Source organism: Rhizobium sp. K102 (assembly GCF_022385315.1).
In the GTDB taxonomy this organism is placed as follows: domain Bacteria; phylum Pseudomonadota; class Alphaproteobacteria; order Rhizobiales; family Rhizobiaceae; genus Rhizobium; species Rhizobium croatiense.
Genome location: NZ_CP092436.1, coordinates 4,103,364 through 4,125,053, shown reverse-complemented (window position 1 = coordinate 4,125,053; position 21,690 = coordinate 4,103,364). Strand labels below are relative to the sequence as shown.

The 21,690-nt window shown below is 62.1% G+C and carries 22 protein-coding genes and 1 pseudogene; 10 read left to right on the top strand and 13 right to left on the bottom strand.

Annotated features, from left to right (window positions below):
- Positions 1 to 47: 47 nt before the first annotated feature.
- The 6 genes from MHI61_RS26235 (at position 48) to MHI61_RS26210 (ending at position 6,040) form a co-directional block, all read left to right on the top strand.
- Positions 48 to 1,208, top strand: a complete 1,161-nt coding sequence (locus tag MHI61_RS26235) for an ABC transporter substrate-binding protein (protein ID WP_239791145.1) — start codon at positions 48 to 50, stop codon at positions 1,206 to 1,208.
- A 218-nt stretch (positions 1,209 to 1,426) separates the two neighbouring features.
- Positions 1,427 to 2,413, top strand: coding sequence for an ABC transporter ATP-binding protein (locus tag MHI61_RS26230; protein WP_239791144.1), 987 nt, complete (start codon positions 1,427 to 1,429; stop codon positions 2,411 to 2,413).
- Positions 2,410 to 3,372: an ABC transporter permease gene (locus MHI61_RS26225; protein WP_239791143.1), complete on the top strand. Its 963-nt coding sequence runs from the start codon at positions 2,410 to 2,412 to the stop codon at positions 3,370 to 3,372. The genes MHI61_RS26230 and MHI61_RS26225 overlap by 4 nt, the downstream gene beginning before the upstream one ends.
- Entirely contained in the window at positions 3,362 to 4,174 is an 813-nt protein-coding gene (locus tag MHI61_RS26220; RefSeq protein ID WP_097580465.1) for an ABC transporter permease, read from the top strand. Before MHI61_RS26225 ends, MHI61_RS26220 begins: the two co-directional genes overlap by 11 nt.
- Positions 4,175 to 4,187: 13 nt before the next feature.
- Positions 4,188 to 5,615: a gamma-aminobutyraldehyde dehydrogenase gene (locus MHI61_RS26215; protein ID WP_239791142.1), complete on the top strand. Its 1,428-nt coding sequence runs from the start codon at positions 4,188 to 4,190 to the stop codon at positions 5,613 to 5,615.
- A 251-nt stretch (positions 5,616 to 5,866) separates the two neighbouring features.
- Positions 5,867 to 6,040 carry a DUF1328 domain-containing protein gene (locus MHI61_RS26210; RefSeq protein ID WP_222139450.1) on the top strand — a complete coding sequence of 58 codons (174 nt, stop codon included), beginning with the start codon at positions 5,867 to 5,869 and terminating at the stop codon, positions 6,038 to 6,040.
- A gap of 96 nt (positions 6,041 to 6,136) precedes the next feature.
- On the opposite strand, the gene MHI61_RS26205 is transcribed toward MHI61_RS26210, so the two are convergent.
- From MHI61_RS26205 to tal, 3 genes are all read right to left on the bottom strand, one after another.
- A complete protein-coding gene (locus MHI61_RS26205) occupies positions 6,137 to 6,580 on the bottom strand; it encodes a DoxX family protein (protein WP_239791141.1) in 444 nt (147 codons plus the stop codon).
- Positions 6,581 to 6,649: 69 nt separating this feature from the next.
- Positions 6,650 to 7,318 carry a DUF1345 domain-containing protein gene (locus tag MHI61_RS26200; protein ID WP_239792912.1) on the bottom strand — a complete coding sequence of 223 codons (669 nt, stop codon included), beginning with the start codon at positions 7,316 to 7,318 and terminating at the stop codon, positions 6,650 to 6,652.
- Positions 7,319 to 7,411: 93 nt separating this feature from the next.
- Complete coding sequence (gene tal, locus MHI61_RS26195) at positions 7,412 to 8,377, bottom strand: transaldolase (protein ID WP_239791140.1); 966 nt, start codon at positions 8,375 to 8,377, stop codon at positions 7,412 to 7,414.
- Between the two features lie 422 nt (positions 8,378 to 8,799).
- Here tal and MHI61_RS26190 point away from each other — a divergent pair, with 422 nt between their 5' ends.
- Entirely contained in the window at positions 8,800 to 9,825 is a 1,026-nt protein-coding gene (locus MHI61_RS26190) for a sugar-binding transcriptional regulator (protein WP_239791139.1), read from the top strand.
- 48 nt (positions 9,826 to 9,873) lie between these two features.
- On the opposite strand, the gene MHI61_RS26185 is transcribed toward MHI61_RS26190, so the two are convergent.
- Positions 9,874 to 10,746, bottom strand: coding sequence for a bifunctional helix-turn-helix domain-containing protein/methylated-DNA--[protein]-cysteine S-methyltransferase (locus tag MHI61_RS26185; protein WP_239791138.1), 873 nt, complete (start codon positions 10,744 to 10,746; stop codon positions 9,874 to 9,876).
- A gap of 78 nt (positions 10,747 to 10,824) precedes the next feature.
- Complete coding sequence (locus MHI61_RS26180; protein ID WP_239792911.1) at positions 10,825 to 11,322, bottom strand: DUF2244 domain-containing protein; 498 nt, start codon at positions 11,320 to 11,322, stop codon at positions 10,825 to 10,827.
- On the opposite strand from MHI61_RS26180, the gene nth reads away from it, so the two are divergent.
- Positions 11,321 to 12,127, top strand: a complete 807-nt coding sequence (nth, locus tag MHI61_RS26175; RefSeq protein WP_239791137.1) for an endonuclease III — start codon at positions 11,321 to 11,323, stop codon at positions 12,125 to 12,127. The genes MHI61_RS26180 and nth overlap by 2 nt on opposite strands.
- Here nth and MHI61_RS26170 read toward each other — a convergent pair.
- Positions 12,092 to 12,671, bottom strand: a pseudogene (locus MHI61_RS26170) (TetR family transcriptional regulator). The gene nth and the pseudogene MHI61_RS26170 sit on opposite strands and share 36 nt — an antisense overlap.
- 81 nt (positions 12,672 to 12,752) lie before the next feature.
- On the opposite strand from MHI61_RS26170, the gene MHI61_RS26165 reads away from it, so the two are divergent.
- The gene (locus MHI61_RS26165) at positions 12,753 to 13,178 is read left to right on the top strand and encodes a VOC family protein (protein WP_239791136.1); all 426 of its coding nucleotides are present in this window, start codon (positions 12,753 to 12,755) and stop codon (positions 13,176 to 13,178) included.
- A gap of 3 nt (positions 13,179 to 13,181) precedes the next feature.
- On the opposite strand, the gene MHI61_RS26160 is transcribed toward MHI61_RS26165, so the two are convergent.
- Positions 13,182 to 13,895 carry a sulfate transporter family protein gene (locus tag MHI61_RS26160; protein ID WP_239791135.1) on the bottom strand — a complete coding sequence of 238 codons (714 nt, stop codon included), beginning with the start codon at positions 13,893 to 13,895 and terminating at the stop codon, positions 13,182 to 13,184.
- 235 nt (positions 13,896 to 14,130) lie between these two features.
- Here MHI61_RS26160 and MHI61_RS26155 point away from each other — a divergent pair, with 235 nt between their 5' ends.
- Complete coding sequence (locus MHI61_RS26155; RefSeq protein ID WP_064683134.1) at positions 14,131 to 14,985, top strand: MurR/RpiR family transcriptional regulator; 855 nt, start codon at positions 14,131 to 14,133, stop codon at positions 14,983 to 14,985.
- A 26-nt stretch (positions 14,986 to 15,011) separates the two neighbouring features.
- On the opposite strand, the gene MHI61_RS26150 is transcribed toward MHI61_RS26155, so the two are convergent.
- The 6 genes from MHI61_RS26150 to MHI61_RS26125 all read right to left on the bottom strand — a co-directional run bounded on the left by MHI61_RS26150 (position 15,012) and on the right by MHI61_RS26125 (position 21,627).
- Entirely contained in the window at positions 15,012 to 16,595 is a 1,584-nt protein-coding gene (locus MHI61_RS26150) for an FGGY-family carbohydrate kinase (RefSeq protein WP_239791134.1), read from the bottom strand.
- Complete coding sequence (locus MHI61_RS26145; RefSeq protein WP_239791133.1) at positions 16,595 to 17,284, bottom strand: HAD family hydrolase; 690 nt, start codon at positions 17,282 to 17,284, stop codon at positions 16,595 to 16,597. The genes MHI61_RS26150 and MHI61_RS26145 overlap by 1 nt, the downstream gene beginning before the upstream one ends.
- 58 nt (positions 17,285 to 17,342) lie before the next feature.
- Positions 17,343 to 18,824 (bottom strand): mannitol dehydrogenase family protein, encoded by a 1,482-nt coding sequence (locus tag MHI61_RS26140; protein WP_239791132.1) that lies wholly within the window; start codon positions 18,822 to 18,824, stop codon positions 17,343 to 17,345.
- Positions 18,825 to 18,907: 83 nt separating this feature from the next.
- On the bottom strand, positions 18,908 to 19,906 hold the full coding sequence (locus tag MHI61_RS26135; protein WP_097580480.1) for an ABC transporter ATP-binding protein: 999 nt from the start codon (positions 19,904 to 19,906) through the stop codon (positions 18,908 to 18,910).
- Between the two features lie 16 nt (positions 19,907 to 19,922).
- Entirely contained in the window at positions 19,923 to 20,753 is an 831-nt protein-coding gene (locus MHI61_RS26130) for a carbohydrate ABC transporter permease (protein ID WP_038691452.1), read from the bottom strand.
- A gap of 1 nt (position 20,754) precedes the next feature.
- A complete protein-coding gene (locus tag MHI61_RS26125; RefSeq protein ID WP_239791131.1) occupies positions 20,755 to 21,627 on the bottom strand; it encodes a sugar ABC transporter permease in 873 nt (290 codons plus the stop codon).
- Between the last annotated feature and the right edge of the window lie 63 nt (positions 21,628 to 21,690).

The window sequence follows — 21,690 nt, the reverse complement described above, 5'->3', positions numbered from 1 at the left end:
CGGGAACAAGCCGCCACGGAAAGTGGCACCAGACCGGGAGCCGGACGATGACGAATCTCTTGAAATCCTGCACGGCAGCGATCGCCTGCCTGAGCTTCGCGACGCAGGTGACCGCCGCCGAACCGCTGAAGGCGCTCGGCAAGGGCGAGGGTGCGGTCAGCATCGTCGCCTGGGCCGGCTACATCGAACGCGGCGAAACCGACAAGAACTACGACTGGGTCACCGGCTTCGAAAAGGAGACCGGCTGCAAGGTTTCCGTCAAGACCGCCGCCACCTCGGATGAAATGGTCTCGCTGATGAACGAGGGCGGCTTCGACCTCGTCACCGCATCGGGCGACGCATCGCTGCGCCTCATCGCCGGCAAGCGTGTTCAGCCGATCAACACCGATCTGATCCCGAGCTTCAAGAATGTCGACCAGCGCCTGCAGAACGGCGCCTGGTATACGGTCGGCGACGTACATTACGGCGTGCCCTACCTCTGGGGCCCGAATGTGCTGATGTACAATACCGATGCCTTCAAGGACAAGGCGCCGACCAGCTGGAACGTCGTCTTCGAGGAACAGACGCTGCCCGACGGCAAATCGAACAAGGGCCGCGTCCAGGCCTATGACGGCGCCATCTATATTGCCGACGCCGCCATGTATCTGATGGCCCACAAGCCGGATCTCGGCATCAAGGACCCCTACGAGCTGACCGAAGATCAGTACAAGGCGGCCCTCGATCTGCTGCGCGGCCAGCGCAAGCTGGTCTCGCGCTACTGGCACGATGCGATGATCCAGATCGACGACTTCAAGAACGAAGGGGTCGTCGCCTCCGGCTCCTGGCCTTTCCAGGTGAACCTGCTGCAGGCCGACAAGCAGAAGATCGCCTCCACCTTCCCGGAGGAAGGCGTCACCGGCTGGGCCGACACCACCATGCTGCACGCCGACAGCGAACATCCGAACTGCGCCTATATGTGGATGGAACATTCGCTGCAGGCCAAGGTCCAGGGCGACGCCGCCGCCTGGTTCGGCGCCGTCCCCTCCGTTCCCGCCGCCTGCAAGGGCAACGAACTGATGGGTGATGCCGGCTGCGCCACCAACGGCTTCGATCACTTCGACAAGATCAAGTTCTGGAAGACCCCGGTCGCCAAATGCACGACGCAGAGCGAATGCGTGCCCTATCATCGCTGGGTGTCGGACTATATCGGCGTGATCGGCGGGCGGTAATAGCCAGACCGGCTTATGTCGTCAAAGACCCCTCCCCAACCCCTCCCCACAAGGGGGAGGGGCTATAGGGGGCACCGCCTCACTCCTCTCTGAACGCCGAATTCTTCGCGAGGGTGCGGCAGGTTAAGCCCCTCCCCCTTGTGGGGAGGGGTTTGGGGCGGGGTCTTTTTAGGCCCGGACCAAAGCCCTCTCTGAACATGCAAGACCCGGAGTTCCCAATGACCTCAGCCGTCCGTTTCCAGCAGGTATCGCGCTATTTCGGCCAGGTTCGCGCCGTCGACGGCGTCGATCTCGAGATCGCGGCCGGCGAATTCTTCGCCATGCTCGGCCCCTCCGGCTCCGGCAAGACGACGTGCCTGAGATTGATCGCCGGCTTCGAGCAGCCAAGCGCCGGCCATATCCAGATCTTCGGCGAGACTGCCGAGGGCGTTCCGCCCTATCGTCGCAACGTCAACACCGTGTTCCAGGACTACGCACTCTTCCCGCATCTGAACATCCTCGACAATGTCGCCTACGGGCTGATGGTCAAGGGCGTCGGCAAGGCGGAACGGCTGAAGGCGGCGAACGATGCGCTGGAGCTCGTCAAGCTGCCGGGCTATGGCGCCCGCCGCCCCGGTCAGCTGTCCGGCGGCCAGCGGCAGCGCGTGGCGCTCGCCCGCGCCCTCGTCAACAAGCCGAAGGTGCTGCTGCTCGACGAGCCGCTCGGTGCACTGGACCTCAAGCTGCGCGAGCAGATGCAGGAAGAATTGAAGAGCCTGCAACGCGCGCTCGGCATCACCTTCGTCTTCGTCACGCACGATCAGGGCGAGGCGCTGTCCATGGCTGATCGCGTCGCCGTCTTCAACAATGGCAACATCGTCCAGGAAGGCACGCCGCAGGATATCTACCGCCGCCCGAGGACCCGCTTCGTCGCCGATTTCGTCGGCTCCTCGAATGTGATCGGGCCGGATCTGATGGCCGCGCTCGGCGGCGAAAAACGCTGGGCGAGCCTGCGTCCCGAAGCGATCCGTCTGGCAAGCGAGGGCGTCGAGGCGACTATCGAACATGCAAGCTTCCTGGGTGCCGCCACTCGCCTCAGCGTCGACCTCAGGGGCAGCCGGCTGCATGTCATGCTGCCGGCCGGCGCGCCTGTGCCCGACATCGGCACCGGTATCCGGCTTGCCTGGCAGGCTGCCGATATCCACTATATGGACGATGCGGCATGACGGCGCTTACCCTCTCCGACGCCAAGACATCGATCCTGCCGGGACGCAGCGGGCTCTTCGGCCGCATGTCGGACGCCTTCTGGCGGCACCCGAAACTCCTGCTCTTCCTGATGCTGACGCCGCCGCTGCTCTGGCTCGGCATCATCTATATCGGCTCGCTGATCGCCCTGCTGCTGCAGAGCTTCTTCTCGATCGACGATTTTTCCGGCCTGGTGAACTACGAATTCACCCTTGCGACCTACGCCCAGCTTCTGAGTCCGACGAATTTCGACATCATCATCCGCACCGTCGTTATGGCGGCGCTGGTTACCGTTGCCGCCGCGGTGATTGCCTTTCCGATCGCCTATTACGCGGCGCGTTATGCGCAAGGCAAATGGAAGGTGCTCTTCTATCTCGGCGTCATGCTGCCGCTGTGGTCGAGCTATCTCGTCAAGATCTACGCCTGGAAGCTGATCCTCGCCAAGGAAGGCATCCTCACCTGGATCTTTGAAAAGCTGCATCTCGCCTGGCTGCTCGGCGGCATGCTCAATCTGCCCGTCATCGGCGGCAATTCGCTCTCGGTGAGCTACCTCGGCACCTTCATCGTCTTCGTCTATATCTGGCTCCCCTACATGATCCTGCCGACGCAGGCGGCCCTCGAGCGTGTGCCCGGCAATCTGATCGAGGCCTCGGCCGATCTCGGCGCGACGCCGCGCCAGACCTTCCGCACCGTGCTGCTGCCTTTAGCGTTGCCCGGCATCGTCGCCGGTTCGATCTTCACCTTCTCGCTGACATTGGGCGATTACATCATTCCGCAGATCATCGGCTCGTCCCGGCTCTTCATCGGCCAGGCCGTCTACGCCCAGCAGGGAACGGCCGGCAACGTGCCGCTCGCCGCCGCCTTCTCCGTGGTGCCGATCGTCATCATGGCGCTTTACCTGTCGCTCGCCAAAAAGCTGGGAGCCTTCGATGCGCTCTGACCTCAAGAGATCGCCGCTGCCCTTGAAGATCGCCGCCGCCGGCGGACTGCTCTTCCTGCACCTGCCGATCCTGCTGATCTTCGTCTATGCCTTCACGACGGAGGAGAAGAGCTATCAATGGCCGCCGCCGGGCCTGACGCTGCAGTGGTTCACGATAGCGTGGAACCGGCCGGACGTCTGGTCGGCGCTCGGTCTCTCCGTCCAGGTCGCCGTCATCGCCACCGCGATCGCGCTCGTCCTCGGCACGCTCTGCGCGGCAGCCGTCAGCCAGACAAAATTCTTCGGCCGCGAAGCGATTTCGCTGCTGGTCATCCTGCCGATCGCGCTTCCCGGCATCATCACCGGCATTGCGCTGCGCTCCGCCTTCAGCCTGTTCGACATCCCGTTTTCGGTCTGGACCATCGTGCTCGGCCACGCCACCTTCTGCGTCGTCGTCGTCTACAACAATGCCGTCGCCCGCTTCCGCCGCACGTCCGGCTCACTGATCGAGGCCTCGATGGACCTCGGCGCCGACGGCTTCCAGACCTTCCGCCATGTCATCCTGCCGAATATCGGCACCGCGCTTCTTGCCGGCGGCATGCTCGCATTCGCGCTGTCATTCGACGAGGTCATCGTCACCACCTTCACCGGCGGCCAGCAATCGACCTTGCCGATCTGGATGCTCGAAGAACTCATCCGCCCGCGCCAGCGTCCGGTCACCAATGTGGTCGCCATGGTCGTGGTGCTCGTCACCTTCCTGCCGATCCTGGCAGCCTATTACCTCACCCGCGACGGAGACCAGATTGCCGGCGCCGGCAAATAACAGGGAGAACATCATGGATACCCAAATGCTGATCGGTTCCCGCTTCGAAAAAGGCACGGAGACGGAAGAGCACATCCTGAACCCCAAGACCGGCGAGACGGTGACCGACCTTCCGGAAGCCTCGCTATCCCAGGTCGACGCCGCTGTCGATGCCGCCGAAAAAGCCTTCAAAAGCTGGTCGCAGACGACGCCGGGCGAACGCTCCGCCTACCTCCTGAAGATTGCCGACGCCATCGAGAAGGATGCCGCCGGCTTCGCCGCACTGGAGGCTTTGAACTGCGGCAAGCCGATCAAATCAGTGCTCAACGATGAAATCCCGGCGATCGTCGATTGTTATCGGTTCTTCGCCGGCGCCGTGCGCAACCTGCATGCACCGGCCGCGGGCGAATACCTGCCCGGCCACACCTCGATGATCCGCCGCGATCCGATCGGCGTCGTCGGCTCGATCGCGCCGTGGAACTATCCGCTGATGATGATGGCCTGGAAACTGGCGCCGGCGATCGCCGGCGGCAATACCGTTGTCTTCAAACCCTCGGAGCAGACGCCGCTGACCGCGCTGAAGATGGCGAGGCTGCTCTCCAAAATCCTGCCCGAAGGCGTCGTCAACGTCATCCTCGGCCGCGGCGAAAGCGTCGGCAACGCGCTGATCAATCACGCCAAGATCGGCATGGTCTCGATAACAGGCGATATCGCCACCGGCAAAAAGGTGCTGCAGGCCGCCGCCAAAACGGTCAAGCGTACCCATCTGGAACTCGGCGGCAAGGCGCCGGTTATCGTCTTCGATGACGCCGATATCGATGCCGTCGTGTCAGGCATCCGCACCTTCGGCTATTACAATGCCGGACAGGACTGCACGGCCGCCTGCCGCATCTATGCCGATGCCAGGGTCTACGACAATTTCGTCGCCGATCTCTCCTCGGCCGTCGCAAGCATCCGCTTCAACCACGCCGACGATACCGAAAACGAAATCGGCCCGCTGATCTCCCGGCGCCAGCGCGACCGCGTCGAAAGCTTCGTAGCCCGCGCTTCCGAACATAAGCACATGGAGATTACCACCGGCGGCAAGGTCTCCGGCGACAAGGGTTTCTTTTTCACCCCGACCGTCATTGCAGGCGCCGTGCAGGACGACGAGATCGTCCGCCGAGAGGTCTTCGGCCCCGTCGTCTCGGTCACCCGCTTTTCCGATGCCGACGATGCCGTCGCCTGGGCAAACGATAGCGATTACGGCCTGGCCTCCTCGGTCTGGACCAAGGATATCGGCCGCGGCATGAAGACCGCCGCCCGTCTGCAATATGGCTGCACTTGGATCAACACGCATTTCATGCTGGTCAACGAGATGCCGCATGGCGGCCTCAAACAGTCTGGCTACGGCAAGGACCTGTCGACCTATGCGCTGGAGGACTACACCGCCGTGCGTCACGTGATGATCAATCACGGCTGAACGGCAAACAGCCTGATCTGCTCAGCCAGTCTGGCGCAAGGCGCAAGCAACTGCCTGCCACCGCGCCAGACCATATCGGAGCGCAGCTTGGACGATGGTTGCCGGTGATTGATCATCGATCGGCAAATCACAGTCGGTGTACGCCTTGAAGTGAGCCGCGTTTCACCCCGAGGCAATGCGGTCCGATGCCAACGATCTGGAACATTTTCCCGGCTGCGGCGTCTTCTCAGGCAAAAGCAAAGGATGACGCCATGCTGAAATGGGCTTTGATATTTTTGGTGATTTCGATCATCGCCGGCTTCTTCGGATTTTCCGGTGTTTCCGCAGCCACGGCGACCATCGCCCGCGTGCTCTTCGGCATCGCCCTGGTGATCTTCCTGATCTTCCTGGTCCTTGCACTGATGGCTGGACAGGCAGTTCTGTAAGTTGCGGCCAGCAGCATTTGGCAAGCCGCCGGCCTGAAGCCACGTCTCTCGCTCTCTACCCGGCCTTTCGATGGCAGCGGGGCAGGACCGCGCCTGCTATAACATCGCCCTTAGCCAGCAGTGCATACGGTCGGTCCGCTTTTTCAGCAGATGCCCGATCGATATCGATCCCGCGCCCGCAGCCACCAGGACGAACATGCCGCCGGCAATCGCCAGATCCTTCTCGAAATGCAGGAGCTCGTTCTGGCTGGCAAAGTTGGTGTGGAAGAGAAAGGCCGTTGCCAGACAAAAGAGCGCCAGCGCCAAGGCGCCGAGCCGGCTGAGGAACCCGGTCGCAACGCAAAGGCCGGCGCCGATCTGAAGGACGATGGTGGCAAAGGCGATCGGCGCCGAAAGACCCAGTTTTTCGAAGGTGTCTATGGTCGCAGCGAGATCGGCCGCAAGCGACAACCCCTCGTGCAGGAAGATCAGCGACAGCAGAAGCCTGCCCAGGAGAAGAATGTGATCGGCCGGCTGCAGCCGGCTTGAGGCGCTTTCCATCTTACCCTCCGGTCGAAAGGCGGCGATCGGCCAGCCGCTCTTGCTTCAGCTTTCCTCGTGGAAACCGCATTATAGCAGGCTAGCGCCGACATTGATCGCCAACGCCAGGATCGTCGTATTGAACAGAAATGACAGCACGGCATGCAACAGCGTCAGCTTACGCATGCCGGTCGACCCGACTGCAACATCCGCAGTCTGCGCCGCAACTCCGATGGTGAAGGAGAAATAGAGGAAGTCCCAATAGCTGGGCTCTTCGATCCCGTCGGGGAACTTCAAGCCGCCCTCTTCGTCGGCCCCGCCATAGAAATAATGGGCATAGTGAATGGTGAAGAGTGTGTGCAGAAAAACCCAGGAGATCAGGATCGTCAGCACGGCGCCGCCCGCCCGCGTGAGCGCGACGTCGGGTGTAGCCTCCTTGATCGAATGAAGCTCGAGGCCGATGCCGGCGATGCTGGCAACGGCCGCGCCGATCGAAAGGGCCAAAAGGACCGTATCGGAAAAATCGAGATCCGCAGCGCGTTCGCGGATGCTTTCGATCGTCGCCTGCAGCATCTTGCGCCAGCTGAGCACGATGAACACGCCGGCGCTCGCATTCCATCCGAGCAGGACGTTGCGGGCGCTGACCTCCCGCGATGTCACCAGCAGAAAGGCCGCCAGCCCGGCCAGGAAAGCGATGATGAAGCTTGCATGTCTTCGGAAAAACGTCGCCAAAGAACTTGCCCGCTTCTCTTGCACTATCGTCGCCTCCGGCCGCATAGGCCGTTGATATCAGCACGAAAAAGGCGTGGAGGCCAGCCGGCTTCCACGCCTCCAATTGTTTGCGCACCTCGATCAGGCGGCAGCGAGCTGCAGTTCCTTCTGCACCATGCTGCGCAGCGTCGTCAGGTCCTTGGCGAAGGCACGGATGCCTTCGGCGAGCTTTTCCGTCGCCATCGCGTCTTCGTTCATCATCCAGCGGAAGGTCTTCTCGTCGACCGAGACCTTGGCGTCGGGCTTGCGGCTCTCCGGCGAGAGCTTGCGCTCCAGCTTGCCTTCATCCTTGGAAAGTTCGTCAAGCAGGGCCGGGCTGATGGTCAGCCGGTCGCAGCCGGCAAGGGCTTCGATTTCGCCGGCATTGCGGAAGGAGGCGCCCATGACGATCGTCTTGATGTCGTTCGCCTTGTAATAGTTGTAGATATCACGCACGGAGATGACGCCCGGATCTTCCTCGGAGGTGTAATCCTTGCCGGTCGATTTCTTGTACCAGTCGAGAATGCGGCCGACGAAGGGCGAGATCAGGAACACCTTGGCATCGGCGCAGGCGATTGCCTGGGCCTTGCTGAAGAGAAGCGTCAGGTTGCAGTCGATGCCCTCCTTCTGCAGCACTTCGGCGGCGCGGATGCCCTCCCAGGTGGACGCGAGCTTGATAAGAATGCGGTCCCGTTCGATGCCGCGATCCTTATAGGCGGCAATGATCGAGCGCGCCTTGGCAAGGGAAGCCTCGGTGTCGAAGGAAAGGTCGGCATCGACCTCGGTCGAGACCCGGCCGGGGACAAGCTTTACCAGCGCAGCGCCGACCGAGATCGCGAGGCGATCGGCGACGGCGGAGGAGACGGCTTCAGGATTGCCGCCCTGCGTCTTGCCCCAGGCGACGGCTTCCTTGATGGCATCGGCAAACATCGGTGTGCCGAGCGCCTTCAGCACGATGCTCGGATTCGTCGTGCAATCGACCGGCTTCAGGCGCGCGACCGCCTCGATGTCGCCGGTATCGGCAACGACGGTGGTGATCTCGCGGAGTTGGTCAAGCTTGGATGTCATGGTCAATAATCCTTGTTGAACTTGGGCTGCGACCGGCGCGAGTTCCGCCCGGCAAAGGTGATCTACCGACAGGTTGTCGGCATGCTGCAGGCGAAAATGCGCACATCCGTCACGGATGATTCATAAACGTGAAGGACAGTGGCCATGTTCCCGCGGACAATCCGCACGCCGCACGCAAGCGATGTCGCCTGCGGCTGGAAGGCCGGTCGTGACTTTCGGCATGCCCGCACTATGTCCTCCCCGGACGGACAGAACGACTTCGCGTCGCCGGGACTATCGCCATTCGCCCGAGGAAAAGTCAAGGACATTTGTGCATTTCAATTGACATAAGTGTCACACCCGTCATTATCCCGGCAACAAACGCGCCGCGACAGCCGTTCATTCCTGATGGGATTTAGGGCAGGAACTCGGTTGGAGGACATGTGGTCAAGCTCAAACGCGGCACGCATACGGCCTATTCGGAGGCATCCTCGCTACGGCTGCGGGCCGCGTGGCTCTATTACAATGAGGGCCTGACCCAGAAGGATGTCGCCGAACAGCTCGGTATCAGCCGCACCACCGTCATCCGGCTGCTCGACGAGGCGATGAAGCGCAGCGAAGTCCAGATCTGGATCAACGATTCGATCGGCGATTGCGTCGAGCTTTCGGTGAAGCTGGAGCGCGCCTACGGCCTCGACGAGGCGATCGTCGTGCCGGCGCCGGTCCATAGCGACGTCGCCTCGCTGGCAAAGAATGTCGGCCTGGCGCTTGGCCAGTTCCTTTCCGAGGCCATCCCGGACGACTATACGATCGGCGTCGGCTGGGGCCGCACGATGACCGCCTCGCTGTCGAGCTTCCGGCCACCGCGCCGCGCCAATTGCAAGGTTGTGTCGCTGCTGGGCGGCATCGTCGCTGTCCACCAGACGAACCCGATCGATTACACGTGGCGGCTGGCAAATCAGCTTGGCGCCGAATGCTACATGTTCCTGGCGCCGCTTCTGGTGGACTCCGTCGAAACCAAACGCAATCTCATCGAGAAGTGCGGCTTGGACACCATCTACCGTCTCGCCGAGAATCTTGATCTGGCGATCGTCAGCTGCGGCGATATCGGCCCGCATTCGACCTCGCTGTCGGAAGGCTGGATATCGAAGGCCGAACTGCAGGAACTGATCGATGCCGGCTGCGTCTGCGACACCATGTTCAACTTCCTCGACAGAGATGGCAATTCGGTCGACCACTCGATCAATCGTCGGGTGATGTCCGTCGATCTCGACACGCTGAAGGAAGCCAAGCACATCGTGCTCTCCTCCGGCGGCGCCCATCGTGCCGTCGCCATCCGCGCCACGATCAAGCGCATCGGCTGCAACACGCTGATCACCGACGAAAGCGCGGCGCGGGCGCTGCTGGAATTGGCTGAGACATCACCGCCAGCCTCTTCTCCCCAGCGGAGAGAAGTACCGGAGCGATAGCACGGCAATGCGGGGTGGGCGGCGGCGACCAACGACCTGCCGCTCCCCTCAGGCGTGCGCCGATTCCCAGCCGAGCATGGCCCGCTTGCGGGTTAGGCCCCAATGATATCCGGTCAATGCTCCGTTCTTGCCAAGCGCGCGATGGCAGGGCACGACGAAGGAAATCGGATTGGCCCCGACAGCAGCCCCGACAGCGCGCATGGCGGTCGGCCGGCCGATGTCCCTGGCGATATCGCTATAGGTCACGGCCTTGCCGAACGGGATCTTCAGCAGGCTCTGCCAGACGCTGACCTGGAAATCCGTTCCGATCAGGACGACCCGCAACGGCTGGTCCGACGTCCAGCGGCCCGGCTGGAAGATGCGCTCGGCATAGGGAGCCGTCGCCTGCCGGTCCTCGATGTATTCGGCATTCGGCCAGCGGCAGGTCATGTCCTCCAGGCAGGCCTTTTCGTCGCCGCTGTCGCTGAAGGCAAGGCCGGCGAGGCCGCGATCCGTGACCATGACGAGAGCCGCACCGAAGGGACAACTGTGGAAGCCGTAGCGGATCGTCAGGCCGCCGCCCTTCGCCTTCCATTCGCCCGGAGACATCGCCTCATGGGTGACGAAGAGATCGTGCAGGCGGCTCGGGCCGGAAAGCCCGACCTCGATGGAAGTTTCGAGCAAGGGCATCTCTTCCTTGCGCAGCAGCCGCTTGGCATGGTCGAGCGTGACGGCTTGCAGAAAGGCCTTGGGAGAGAGGCCGGCCCAGCGGGTGAACGTCTTCTGAAGCTGCGTTGGGGACTGGTTCAGCCGCGCCGCGATCGCTTCCAGCGAGGGCTGGTCGCGATATTCTTCGCTGATGAGTTCGATGACCCGACGGACGGTATCGTAGTCGGGGCCGCCGGGGGTGATATCTGTGTCGAGCTTCGCGATCATATTCATCGTTTTTCTCCTTTAGACAGGAGATAATCAAGGGGCGGCGGCCAAACCACCCGATTCTTGCGCCTCCGGCGGATCGGTTCAGAGACGCTGCTTGACCGTGGCGAGCGCCCCTTTGAAAGCCTTGGCGAAACTCTCGCGATCAGCAGGGTTCAGGAAGGAGCCGATATCCGTGCGCCGGCCCTCGCCGAAAATATGCATGGAGAGGATGCCGATTTCCTGATGCCGGCGGACGAGGAAACGCGCCCAGAACGGGTTGAAATGATGCTCCACCATCCGCCCCGACGGCGCAAACTTGCGCACCGATACGTCGGTGCGCGACACCGTGACTTCCTCGCGCGCCCTTCCGGAGCGGTAACTCAGCCAGAAAGCACCGTAAAGCAGGACGAAATCCAGCCCGAAGAAGAAGCCGATCGGCCAGGCGCCGGTCACGGTGAAGAACATGCCGTAGAGAAAGCACACGGCGCCCGACAAAATGAGCAGCACCTTGAAACCCTTGCGCCCGAGCGATCGGTGGGGAAAGAGTTCGGCTGCGAAAACAGGCTTTTCGTTGAAGCTGTCGGCGTTGCTTTCCATCATGGCCGTTGAGTATAGATTCTCCATGGCGAATCCGAAACTCAAATCCGTTGGCAAACCGTCCCAAAACTCGAATGTCATCACCCGCCGCAAACCGGCAACGGCGGTGAAAACCGCCTATTCCGTGGCTGAGCGCGAGGAGATCTTCCGCCGTTTCTCGGTGCAGCGGCCGGAACCGAGGGGCGAACTCGAGCATACCAACCCCTTCACTCTCGTCGTCGCCGTGGCGCTTTCCGCCCAGGCGACCGACGCCGGGGTCAACAAGGCGACGCGGGCGCTCTTCAAGGTCGCCGACACGCCGCAGAAAATGCTCGATCTCGGCGAGGAGAAGGTCCGCGATTACATCAAGACGATCGGCCTTTATCGCAACAAGGCAAAGAACGTCATCGCGCTTTCCCAGATGCTGGTCGACGAATTTGCAGGCAAGGTACCGGAAACGCGTGAGGAACTGGTCCGCCTGCCCGGCGTCGGGCGCAAGACCGCCAATGTCGTGCTCTCCATGGCCTTCGGCCAGGCGACGATGGCGGTCGACACCCACATTTTCCGCATCGCCAACCGCATCCGGCTAGCCCCCGGCAAGACGCCCGACGAGGTCGAGGCGCGGCTGATGAAGGTCGTGCCAAAACATTACCTCTATCACGCCCATCACTGGCTGATCCTGCACGGCCGCTACACCTGCAAGGCGCGCCGCCCCGAATGCGAGCGCTGCGTCATCGCCGACATCTGCAAGTCGCCGGAAAAGAGTTCGGATATTCCGGCGCCGCTCGTCGAGCTACCGCCGCAGGTGATCGGCGAGGCCGTCGAGTAAGACCGCAATCGCCCGCTCATAATCTCGCCGCTCCCCACCGGCTTCGATCGCAATCGCGGCACGGTCGAAAGACGCCGACAGCAGCGATGTCAGCGGGTCAAGCAGGGCGCCTGCCTCCGGCAAAAGCGCCGCAAGTCCTTCCCGTAAACTCGCCTCCGCATTCTCCGCATCCAGTGCCGCGACCACCGGCGATCCGAGAACGGCAGGCGCTTCCATCAGCAGCAGCCGTGTCCGCCCGGGTTGCGCCATCGCGGCGAAATAGGCTGAAGCGCCGGCGATCAGTGCAGCCCGCGCCCCTTGTTCCGGCGCCGAAGCCGCCTCGATTGCCTTGGCCACCGCTTGCGAACTCGCACGCGATCACCGCCTGGAACAGTGCTTTCTTGTCCTCGAAATGATGGTAGAGCGCCCCGCGCGTCACGCCTGCCGCCGCGACGATCTCCGGCGTCGCCGTTTCGGCATAACCTTTCTCGACGAAGATACGCCGCCCGGCGTCGATCAGCGCCTGCCTTGTCTGTTCGGTTCTCTCGCGATTGCTGCGGCTCATATCGTCTATTTACATACAAACCGCATGTATGTTAATACATAAAAACATACAGACTGCATGTAAAAGCGAAGGAAGCAAGAAATGAAATCGACCAGCTATTATCCTGTCATCATGACGGGCGACATTGAGGGCACGGCCGCCTTCTACTGCGCCCACTTCGGCTTCAAGGCGCTTTTTGAAAGCAACTGGTACGTTCACCTGCAATCGGTCGAGGCGGAGCATGTCGCGCTCGCCATCCTCGACGGCAGCCACGAGACGATCCCTGCCGCCGCGCGCGGTGAGGTTCGCGGTTTGCTGCTCAATTTCGAGGTCGAGGATGTCGATCGTATCTACGAGGCCTGCCGGAACGCAGGCCTGCCGATTTTGAGAGAGATCCGCGATGAGGATTTCGGTCAGCGGCACTTCATCACCGCTGATCCGAACGGCGTGCTGATCGACATCATCAAGCCGATCCCGCCGAGTGCGGAATTCGCTGCGATGTACGACGCCTCCGCCCTGCCCGGCTGAGCCTCAGGCGCGCGAACCGACGTCGCGAGCCGAAATCAGCTTGTGCAGATGCACCATCATGCCGGCGGCAAAGAGCGGCGTCAGCAGATTGACGAAGGGGATCATCAGAAACAGCGCAATCAGCAGCCCGCCGAGAAAGACGGTGGGCGCATGCTTGGCGCGAAAAAGCCGCGCCTCCTGCGGCGGGCGGAAGCGCATGGCGGCGAATTCGAAGAATTCCCGTCCAAGCAGGTAGCCGTTCACCAGAAAGAAGGCGACCAGATTGACCCCGGGGATGAACAGCAGCAGCAGGGCGACGATATTGCCGAGGATCACCACGCCAAGGAACTTGATCGAGCTTGCCATCGCCGGTCCGAGCGGCATGGCGGTGCCCGGTGCGTCCGTGGGATAGTCGCGTTTCTCGATGACATCGGCGACATCGTCGAGAAACAGGCCTGCGATCAAGGCCGTGACCGGTGACAGCAGCAGCGCCAGCATGAGCGCAAGGCCGATGCCCGCGAGGATCGCGAAGACCAGGGTGAACCACCCCGCCCATTCCGGCAGATCGGGAAAGAAGCCCGTCAGCCAGGGAAAGAGAAAGGCCATGAAGGCTCCGCGCAATGCGAACCACAGGCCGACCAGCACCAGAATCGTCAAGCCGAGCACTTTCCAGAAGACCGAACGCGTTTCCGGCGCGAACAGGTTGGCGAGCGATAGTCGAGCGGCGTCAAGGATCATTTCTTCAGCGTCTCCGGTTGCGCAGAAGATGTAGGAAAGGCGAATGCGACCGACAAGAGAGAATAAAATTGCAGGCTGTAATAGAAACTTGTCGCAATATAAGTGCTAATATAATATTATGGCCAATAGAAATAAGCATGGGCCTGAGAAGCAGCTTCCGACAATAGTTGCAAAGACAAGGGATCGCGATAGCGCTCCACGGAACGCCTCTGAGGGAAGACGGGGGGAGGCTGACGTGGAAGATTTTGTGCACAAACTCAGGCAATACGTTAAAAGCGGCACACCGGCCGAGCGTCGTATCGCGAAATATTTCTCCGAACACCTGAATGACCTGCCGTTCGAGACGGCGGCGTCGGTTGCCGATCGGCTGGATCTGTCGCCGATGACCGTCGGGCGCTTCCTGCGCGCGCTCGGTTACCAGGGGCTGGACAGCGTCAAGGTGGAGATCCGCGAGACCGTGACGACATCGCCGGCGCAGTTGCAGAGCGCCATGAGTGAGCTGCATGCGGATGCCGCGGAAGGCAAACCGCTCGCCGTGCTGGTCGCCGAACAGATCCAGGCGCTCCATCATATCTATCATCTGACGGCGCAGCCGCACTGGTCCGAAGCCGTCAGCCTGATCAGAACCGCCCGGGAAGTGTCGATCGCCACCCACGCGCGGCTTGCAAGCCTCGCCAATCATTTCTGCCAGCGGCTGACACAGGCCCGCGACGGCGTGCGCACGCTCGACGGCGCCGACAACCGTTTTGCCGACCTCTTTGCCCGGCTGGCGGTCGACGACGCGCTACTCGTCATCATCGACTGTCGCCGCTTCGCCAAGGCGCGCCTGCTTGCCAGAACCGCGCGGCGCTACGGCTACAAGGTCGTCCTTATTTCCCCGCAGCAGGCGGATTGGATGGCGGATCAGTCGAACGTCATGCTGCCCCTGCCGCCCGCCCGCGCCCCCGATCTCGACAATCTTCCACCGCTGATCGCGCTGCTCGATTGCCTGTCGGAATCGGTCATCCTCGAAGTCGGAGAAGAGGCCGCGCTTCGCCGCCGCCGCATGCTGGAATTCGCAACCGTCCTCGGCGAGACGGCCAACCACTGAAACAGCGTCAAACACGCTTTCGGCGGCTACCGCATCGCTTCCAGCTCGGCGCGGTGACGATACATCGCCAGAAGGCGGCGGTAATCGCGGTCGTAGAGGGTCTGCTTCGCCCTGTCGGGCAGCCGTTCCTCGCCGCCCGGATACATCGCCTCGCCGGCCGCCGCCAAATCCTTGTGCAGGCCGCAGGCAACCGATGCCGCGATCGCCGTGCCGAGCAGCACCGCCTCGTTCATCTTCGGCACCACGACCTTGCAGCCGGTGGCATCGCTATAGAGTTCCATCAGCACCGGGTTTTTCACATGCCCGCCGGCGACATGCAGCGTATCCGGCACGTGGCCATATTCCTTCATTTTCTCCAGGATATGGCGAATGCCGAGCGCAATAGCCACTGCAGACCGCCAATAGAGCGCACAGAGCCCGTCGAACGAGGTGTCGAGCGTCAGCCCGCTGACGACGCCGACCGCATGCGGGTCGGCGCGGGGCGAACGGTTGCCGTGAAAATCCGGCAGCACGAAAATGCGCTCCCCGAAAGCATCGCCTTCCTCGGCCCGCAATTCGGCAATGCGCGCGACGATCCTCTGGTGCAGTGCCGCCGTCGGCTCGCCGCCGGCCGCATGCATGCGCACCATATGGTCGAGCAGCGCCCCGGTCGCCGATTGCCCGGCCTCCACCAGCCATGACTGCGGGAAGACCACTTCGTAATAGGGACCCCACATGCCGTGACTCGGTTTGCGGTCCTGCGAAAAGGCGACGATGCAGCTCGACGTGCCGGCGATCAGCGCGAGCTGATGCTCGCGTTTCACGGGATCGGCGGCATAACCGCCGAGTGCGCCGAGCGCGCCGGCATAGGCGTCGATCATCCCGGCCGACACGTGGCAATCGGTGGTCAGCCCCAGGGCTGCCGCCGCCTCCGGCGTCAGCCGGCCGACGCTGCCGCCGACCGGCGTCGTCTCATCCGGCAGCCGCCCGCGCGCCTGAAGATCTTCGAGACCGATGCGCTGCAGGAAATCCTGCTGCCAGCCCTTTCCGAGATGGGCGAGATAATTCCATTTTGCCGTCAGCGTGCAGCGCGAGCGGGCGGGCGATCCGGTCGATTTCCATGTCATGAAATCGGCGAGATCGAAGAAGTAGCCGGCCTTTTCCCATGTGGCGGGCAGCTTCTTCTTCAGCCACATCAGCTTCGGCATTTCCATTTCCGGCGACATCACGTGGCCGGAATGCTCGAGCACCGCGTGCTCCGTCGCCGTGCAGAAATCGGCTTCCTTCAGCGCCCGATGGTCGAGCCAGACGATGGTGTCGAAACGCTGCTCGCCGCCGGTGGAAACGCTGATCTGCCGGCCCTCGACGTCGCGCACCACAAGCGAACAGGTGGCGTCGAAACCAATCGCGCCGACCGAGGCGGCGGCAATACCGGATTGCGCCATCGCGCTGCGCACCGCTATGCAGGCGGCCGACCAGATGTCTTCGGAATCGTACTCGGCGTGGTTTTCGCGCGGCCGGTTCATTGCAATCGGATGTTCGGCCTTGGCGAGCAGACGGCCGGCGGCATCGAAGACACCGGCGCGCGCGCTGCCGGTGCCGACATCGACCGCAACCACATGATCACGCATCAAATCTTGGTCCCGTCCAGCTTATGGTTGCGGACAAGGTGTATCAAATCCGGCATGGCGTCAAACACGACCTCCGGCGAAAGCCGGTCGAGTTCGGCACGATATCCGGCGAAATTCGCGTGCGATCCGCCGGTGAAGGCAAAGACCGTCATACCGGCCGCCTTGGCGGCGGCAATACCGGCCGGACTGTCCTCGACGACGACGCAGGATCCAGGTTCGACTTGCATCTGCCGGGCCGCATGCAGGAACAGATCAGGCGCCGGTTTGCCGCGCTTGACCATCGTTGCGCTGAAGATGTCGGGCAGCCTGTCGAGCAGGCCGGTGACGGAAAGCGACAGCCGGATTCGCTCCATCTGGCTGGACGAGGCAACGCAACAGGGAATGCCGAGCCCGTCGATCGTCGCGGCAATGCCGTCGATCGGCTTCAATTCCGTGCGGAAGCGAGCGTAGAGATCGGTGCGGATGCGTTCGAGGAATTCTTCGCTGGCATGGATGTTGAATTCGGTTTCGAGCGTATCGATGAGCGTCGACAGGCTGCGGCCGAGAAAGCGCTCATAGGCCTGATCTTCGTTGATCGAAACGCCGAGATCGTTCATCGCGCCGACGAGGACGCTGATCGAGATCGGCTCGCTGTCGACGAGCACACCGTCGCAATCGAAGATGACCAGCCGTGGTTCAGCATCAGCCATGGAAGATCCAACCCGGGTTCAATTCGGACGCGCAGCAGCTGCCGCCATCCAGTTTCCCTTACACTGCCAGCTTGCCGTCGAGATAGAGTTGCAGCGTCTCCCGTGTGCCCTTTTCCCACAAGGTTTTGAGTGCATGGGCGAAACGCTTGCGGAAGAGTTCGGATTTTGCCACCTCACCGAAAATATCGTCGAAGGCGAGGAAGGCGGACGGATCGTCCTTGGCCTTCAGCGCCGCCGCATGCAGGCGCTCGGCGCTGGCGTCGTTGAAGACGATATCCTTGCCGCTGTCGGTCTTGCCGGCGAAATAGCGGCACCAGAGCGCCGAGACCAGCGCCAGACCGACGACGTCCCTGTTCTGGCGGAGATTGTCGAGCGTCGAAGGCAGGATGAATTTCGGCTGGCGGTTCGAACCGTCCTGGGCCAGGCGCGGAATGGTGTCGGCAATCTTCGGATTGAGCAGGCGATGTTCGATCAGCGCAAAATAATCCGTCAGCGACGTGTTCGGCACCGGCGGCACGATCGGAATGATCTCGTCTTTCTCGAGCTTGGCGAGGAAGGCGCGAATCAGAGGATCTTCCATGGAATCATGCACGAAATGAATGTCCATCAGCGCCGCCGGATAGGCGATCGCCGCATGTCCGCCGTTGAGGATGCGGATCTTCATATGCTCATAGGGGGTGACATCGGGCACGAAGGTCACACCGACCTTTTCCAGCGCCGGCCGGCCGGCAGTGAACTTGTCCTCGAGCACCCACTGCTTGAATTCTTCGCAATAGACCGGCCAATTGTCCTCGATCTCGAAATTGTCCCTGAGGAAATCGATCTCCCGCTGGCCGGTCGCCGGCGTGATGCGGTCGACCATCGCATTCGGGAAGGCGACGTTTTCCCGGATCCAGGCGGCGAAGGCCGGATCCGAAAGTGCCGCCGTGCCGACCACGGCATTGGCGGTGACGATGCCGTTGTGGGGAATGTTGTCGCAGGACATGACGGTGAAGGGACCGATGCCCTTTTCCTTGCGCGCCTTCAGGCCGGCGACGATCAGCCCGAACACCGTCTTCGGCGCGTCGGGACTGTTTCCATCGGCGGCGATATCAGGATGGGCCGGATTGAATGTGCCCGATGCATCGATGAAGTAACCACCCTCGGTGATCGTCAGCGAAACGATGCGGATCTCGGGATCGGCAAGCCTCGCGATGATCGCGGCGGGATCGCCGACCGGCAGGATGTCGATCATCGGCGAGGTCACACGCGCCGCGGTCTTGTTGTTGTCCTGCTCGACGACGGTTGTCAGGAAATCCTGGGCCGCAAGCTTATCACGCATGGCGGCATCGGACGGCAGCACACCGGCGCCGACGATCGCCCAGTCGTGATCCGTGCCCGCGTTGAAGAGATCGTCGAGATAGATCGCCTGGTGGGCGCGGTGGAAGTTGCCGACCCCGAAGTGCACGATGCCGGCTTTCAGCGACGCCCTGTCATATCCCGGGATGGCGGCAGTGCGCGCCGCGTCCGCAAGCGTTGCCAGCGATAGTTTGCACGTCATGTTTCAGTCCTCTTGAAGGTCTTGCCGGAACGGCCGGGCGCCATCGCCCGGCTCGCATGCCTGCCCCCAGCCGGCCGCCTGCCTCAGATGGCAAGGCCGCCCTCGTTGAATTTGTGAATGCGCGAACGGTCCGGCGTCAGGTAGACCGTATCGCCCGCCTTGGCGGCAAAATCGCCGCTGCCGCGCGCCGTCACCATGCCGATGCCATCGGCATCGATATGCAGGAAGGTGTCGGAGCCGAGATGCTCGGCGACCACCACCCTGCCCTTCCAGTCACCGCTCTCCATCGACAACAGCATATGTTCGGGACGGATGCCGATCGTATGGGCGCCGAGCTGGGCGGCGTTCTGGCCCTTGATGAAATTCATCTTCGGCGAGCCGATGAAGCCGGCGACGAAAAGGTTGCGCGGGCGGCTGTAGAGTTCGAGCGGCGAGCCGACCTGCTCGATATTACCCCTGTTCAAGACGACGATCTTGTCGGCCATGGTCATGGCCTCGACCTGGTCGTGGGTGACGTAGACCATCGTCGTCTTCAACTGCTGGTGCAGCTCGCTGATTTCCAGGCGCATGTTGACGCGCAGTGCGGCGTCGAGGTTCGACAGCGGCTCGTCGAAGAGGAAGGCCGAAGGCTGGCGCACGATGGCGCGGCCGATCGCGACGCGCTGGCGCTGGCCGCCGGAAAGCTGGCGCGGCTTGCGCTCCAGATAATCGGTGAGATTAAGCACGCGGGCGGCATCGGTCACCTTGCGGTCGATCTCGGCCTTGTCGACGCCCGCCATCTTCAGCGGGAAGGCGATGTTGTTGCGCACGCTCATATGCGGATAGAGCGCGTAGGACTGAAACACCATGGCGAGGCCGCGTTCCGACGGCGCCTTTTCGGTGGCGTCCCTGCCATCGATGACGATCTTGCCGCCGGAAACGTCCTCGAGACCGGCGATCAGCCTCAGCAGCGTGGACTTGCCGCAGCCCGACGGGCCGACGAAGACGACGAATTCGCCGTCCTTGATGTCGAGATCGATCGAAGGGATGACCTTGGCTTCGCCGAAGACCTTGGAAACCTTCTGAAGGGTAATGCTGCCCATGTTTGTCTCCCTTTTCTTATTTCACTGCGCCGAAGGTCAGGCCGCGGACGAGTTGCTTCTGGCTGAACCAGCCAAGGATCAGGATCGGCGCGATCGCCATGGTCGAAGCCGCCGAGAGTTTGGCGTAGAACAGGCCTTCCGGGCTGGAATAGGAGGCGATGAAGGCCGTCAGCGGCGCCGCCTTCGAGGCAGTGAGGTTGAGCGTCCAGAACGCCTCGTTCCAGGCAAGGATGATGTTCAGAAGCAGCGTCGAGGCGATGCCGGGCACCGCCATCGGCGTGAGCACGTAGATGATCTCCTTCATCAGTGACGCTCCGTCCATGCGCGCCGCTTCGAGGATCTCGCCGGGGATTTCCTTGAAGTAAGTGTAGAGCATCCAGACGATGATCGGCAGGTTGATCAGCGTCAGTATGATCACCAGGCCGGTGCGCGTATCGAGCAGGCCGGAATTGCGGAACATCAGATAGATCGGGATCAGCGCGCCGACCGGCGGCATCATCTTGGTCGACAGCATCCACATCAGCACGTCCTTGGTCCGCTTGGTCGGCGAAAACGCCATCGCCCAGGCGGCCGGGATTGCGATGATCAGGCCGATCAGCGTCGAGCCGAAGGAAATGACCACCGAATTCATGAAGTGACCGAGATAGTTCGATCGGCTCTGCACCTCCGCATAGTTCTCCGTCGTCCAGTGAAAGAACAGGAACTGCGGCGGCGAGGCGATGGCGTCGGCTTCCGACTTGAAGCTCGTCAGGAAGGTCCAGAGGATCGGGAAGAAGATCAGGATGCCGAGCGTCCAGGCAATCGCGGTGACTATGACCTTGCGCTGCGTTGTGACTTTTCTGGCCATCTCAAGCCTCCAGATTCTTGCCGACGAGGCGGACGAGGAAGATCGCGACGATGTTGGCAAGCACGACCGCGACGATGCCGCCTGCCGACGCGCCGCCGATATCGAACTGCAAGAGCGCCTGCGCATAGACGAGATAGGTCAGGTTGGTACTGTCGGTGCCCGGCCCGCCATTGGTGGTGACGAGGATTTCGGCAAAGACCGAAAGCAGGAAGATCGTCTGGATAAGGATCACCACGGTGATGGCGCGGGCCATGTGCGGCAGGATGATATAGATGAATTTCGAGATCGCCCCGGCGCCGTCCATCTCGGCCGCCTCCTTCTGCTCCTCGTCGAGCGACTGCAACGCCGTCAGCAGGATGAGGGTGGCAAACGGCAGCCACTGCCAGGCGACGATGAGAACGACGGAAAACAGCGGCGCATTCGCCAGCCAGTCGATCGGCTGCAGGCCGAGCGCCTTGGCAAGATGCGCAAAGAGGCCGTTGACCGGGTTCATGAACATGTTCTTCCAAACGAGCGCAGCGACCGTCGGCATGACGAAGAACGGAGCAATGACAAGGATGCGCACTATGCCTTGGCCGTACATCGGCTGGTCGAGCAGCAGCGCGAAGGCGATGCCGCCGATGACGGTGATCACAAGCACGCCGGCAACGAGCAGCAGCGTATTGATCAGCGCAGCGATAAAGGCCGGATCGGATAGGAAATATTCATAGTTCAGAAAGCCGACGAAGCTCTCCATGCCGGGGCTGAGCAGATTGTAGTTCAGCGTCGAGAAATAGATCGTCATCGCAAGCGGAACGATCATCCACGCAAAGAGGAGCAGCACGGAGGGCGCAATCATCAGGCGCGCTGCGGAGCGAGTGTGCAAGGTTGCCATGGCAATCACCGATCTGGTCTGAAGCGGGGAGCGGCCGCAGGAAAGCTTTGTCTGGAAAAACGG

Bases quoted from the DNA above. Each gene is read 5' to 3' on its own strand.
- MHI61_RS26235 (WP_239791145.1), top strand. From the start codon at position 48: ATGACGAATCTCTTGAAATCCTGCACGGCAGCGATCGCCTGCCTGAGC.
- nth (WP_239791137.1), top strand. From the start codon at position 11,321: ATGGCCGTTGAGTATAGATTCTCCATGGCGAATCCGAAACTCAAATCC.
- MHI61_RS26225 (WP_239791143.1), top strand. From the start codon at position 2,410: ATGACGGCGCTTACCCTCTCCGACGCCAAGACATCGATCCTGCCGGGA.
- MHI61_RS26215 (WP_239791142.1), top strand. From the start codon at position 4,188: ATGGATACCCAAATGCTGATCGGTTCCCGCTTCGAAAAAGGCACGGAG.
- MHI61_RS26230 (WP_239791144.1), top strand. From the start codon at position 1,427: ATGACCTCAGCCGTCCGTTTCCAGCAGGTATCGCGCTATTTCGGCCAG.
- MHI61_RS26180 (WP_239792911.1), bottom strand. From the start codon at position 11,322: ATGATGGAAAGCAACGCCGACAGCTTCAACGAAAAGCCTGTTTTCGCA.
- tal (WP_239791140.1), bottom strand. From the start codon at position 8,377: ATGACATCCAAGCTTGACCAACTCCGCGAGATCACCACCGTCGTTGCC.
- MHI61_RS26135 (WP_097580480.1), bottom strand. From the start codon at position 19,906: ATGGGCAGCATTACCCTTCAGAAGGTTTCCAAGGTCTTCGGCGAAGCC.
- MHI61_RS26185 (WP_239791138.1), bottom strand. From the start codon at position 10,746: ATGAATATGATCGCGAAGCTCGACACAGATATCACCCCCGGCGGCCCC.
- MHI61_RS26165 (WP_239791136.1), top strand. From the start codon at position 12,753: ATGAAATCGACCAGCTATTATCCTGTCATCATGACGGGCGACATTGAG.
- MHI61_RS26220 (WP_097580465.1), top strand. From the start codon at position 3,362: ATGCGCTCTGACCTCAAGAGATCGCCGCTGCCCTTGAAGATCGCCGCC.
- MHI61_RS26205 (WP_239791141.1), bottom strand. From the start codon at position 6,580: ATGGAAAGCGCCTCAAGCCGGCTGCAGCCGGCCGATCACATTCTTCTC.
- MHI61_RS26140 (WP_239791132.1), bottom strand. From the start codon at position 18,824: ATGACGTGCAAACTATCGCTGGCAACGCTTGCGGACGCGGCGCGCACT.
- MHI61_RS26160 (WP_239791135.1), bottom strand. From the start codon at position 13,895: ATGATCCTTGACGCCGCTCGACTATCGCTCGCCAACCTGTTCGCGCCG.
- MHI61_RS26145 (WP_239791133.1), bottom strand. From the start codon at position 17,284: ATGGCTGATGCTGAACCACGGCTGGTCATCTTCGATTGCGACGGTGTG.
- MHI61_RS26130 (WP_038691452.1), bottom strand. From the start codon at position 20,753: ATGGCCAGAAAAGTCACAACGCAGCGCAAGGTCATAGTCACCGCGATT.
- MHI61_RS26150 (WP_239791134.1), bottom strand. From the start codon at position 16,595: ATGCGTGATCATGTGGTTGCGGTCGATGTCGGCACCGGCAGCGCGCGC.
- MHI61_RS26125 (WP_239791131.1), bottom strand. From the start codon at position 21,627: ATGGCAACCTTGCACACTCGCTCCGCAGCGCGCCTGATGATTGCGCCC.
- MHI61_RS26210 (WP_222139450.1), top strand. From the start codon at position 5,867: ATGCTGAAATGGGCTTTGATATTTTTGGTGATTTCGATCATCGCCGGC.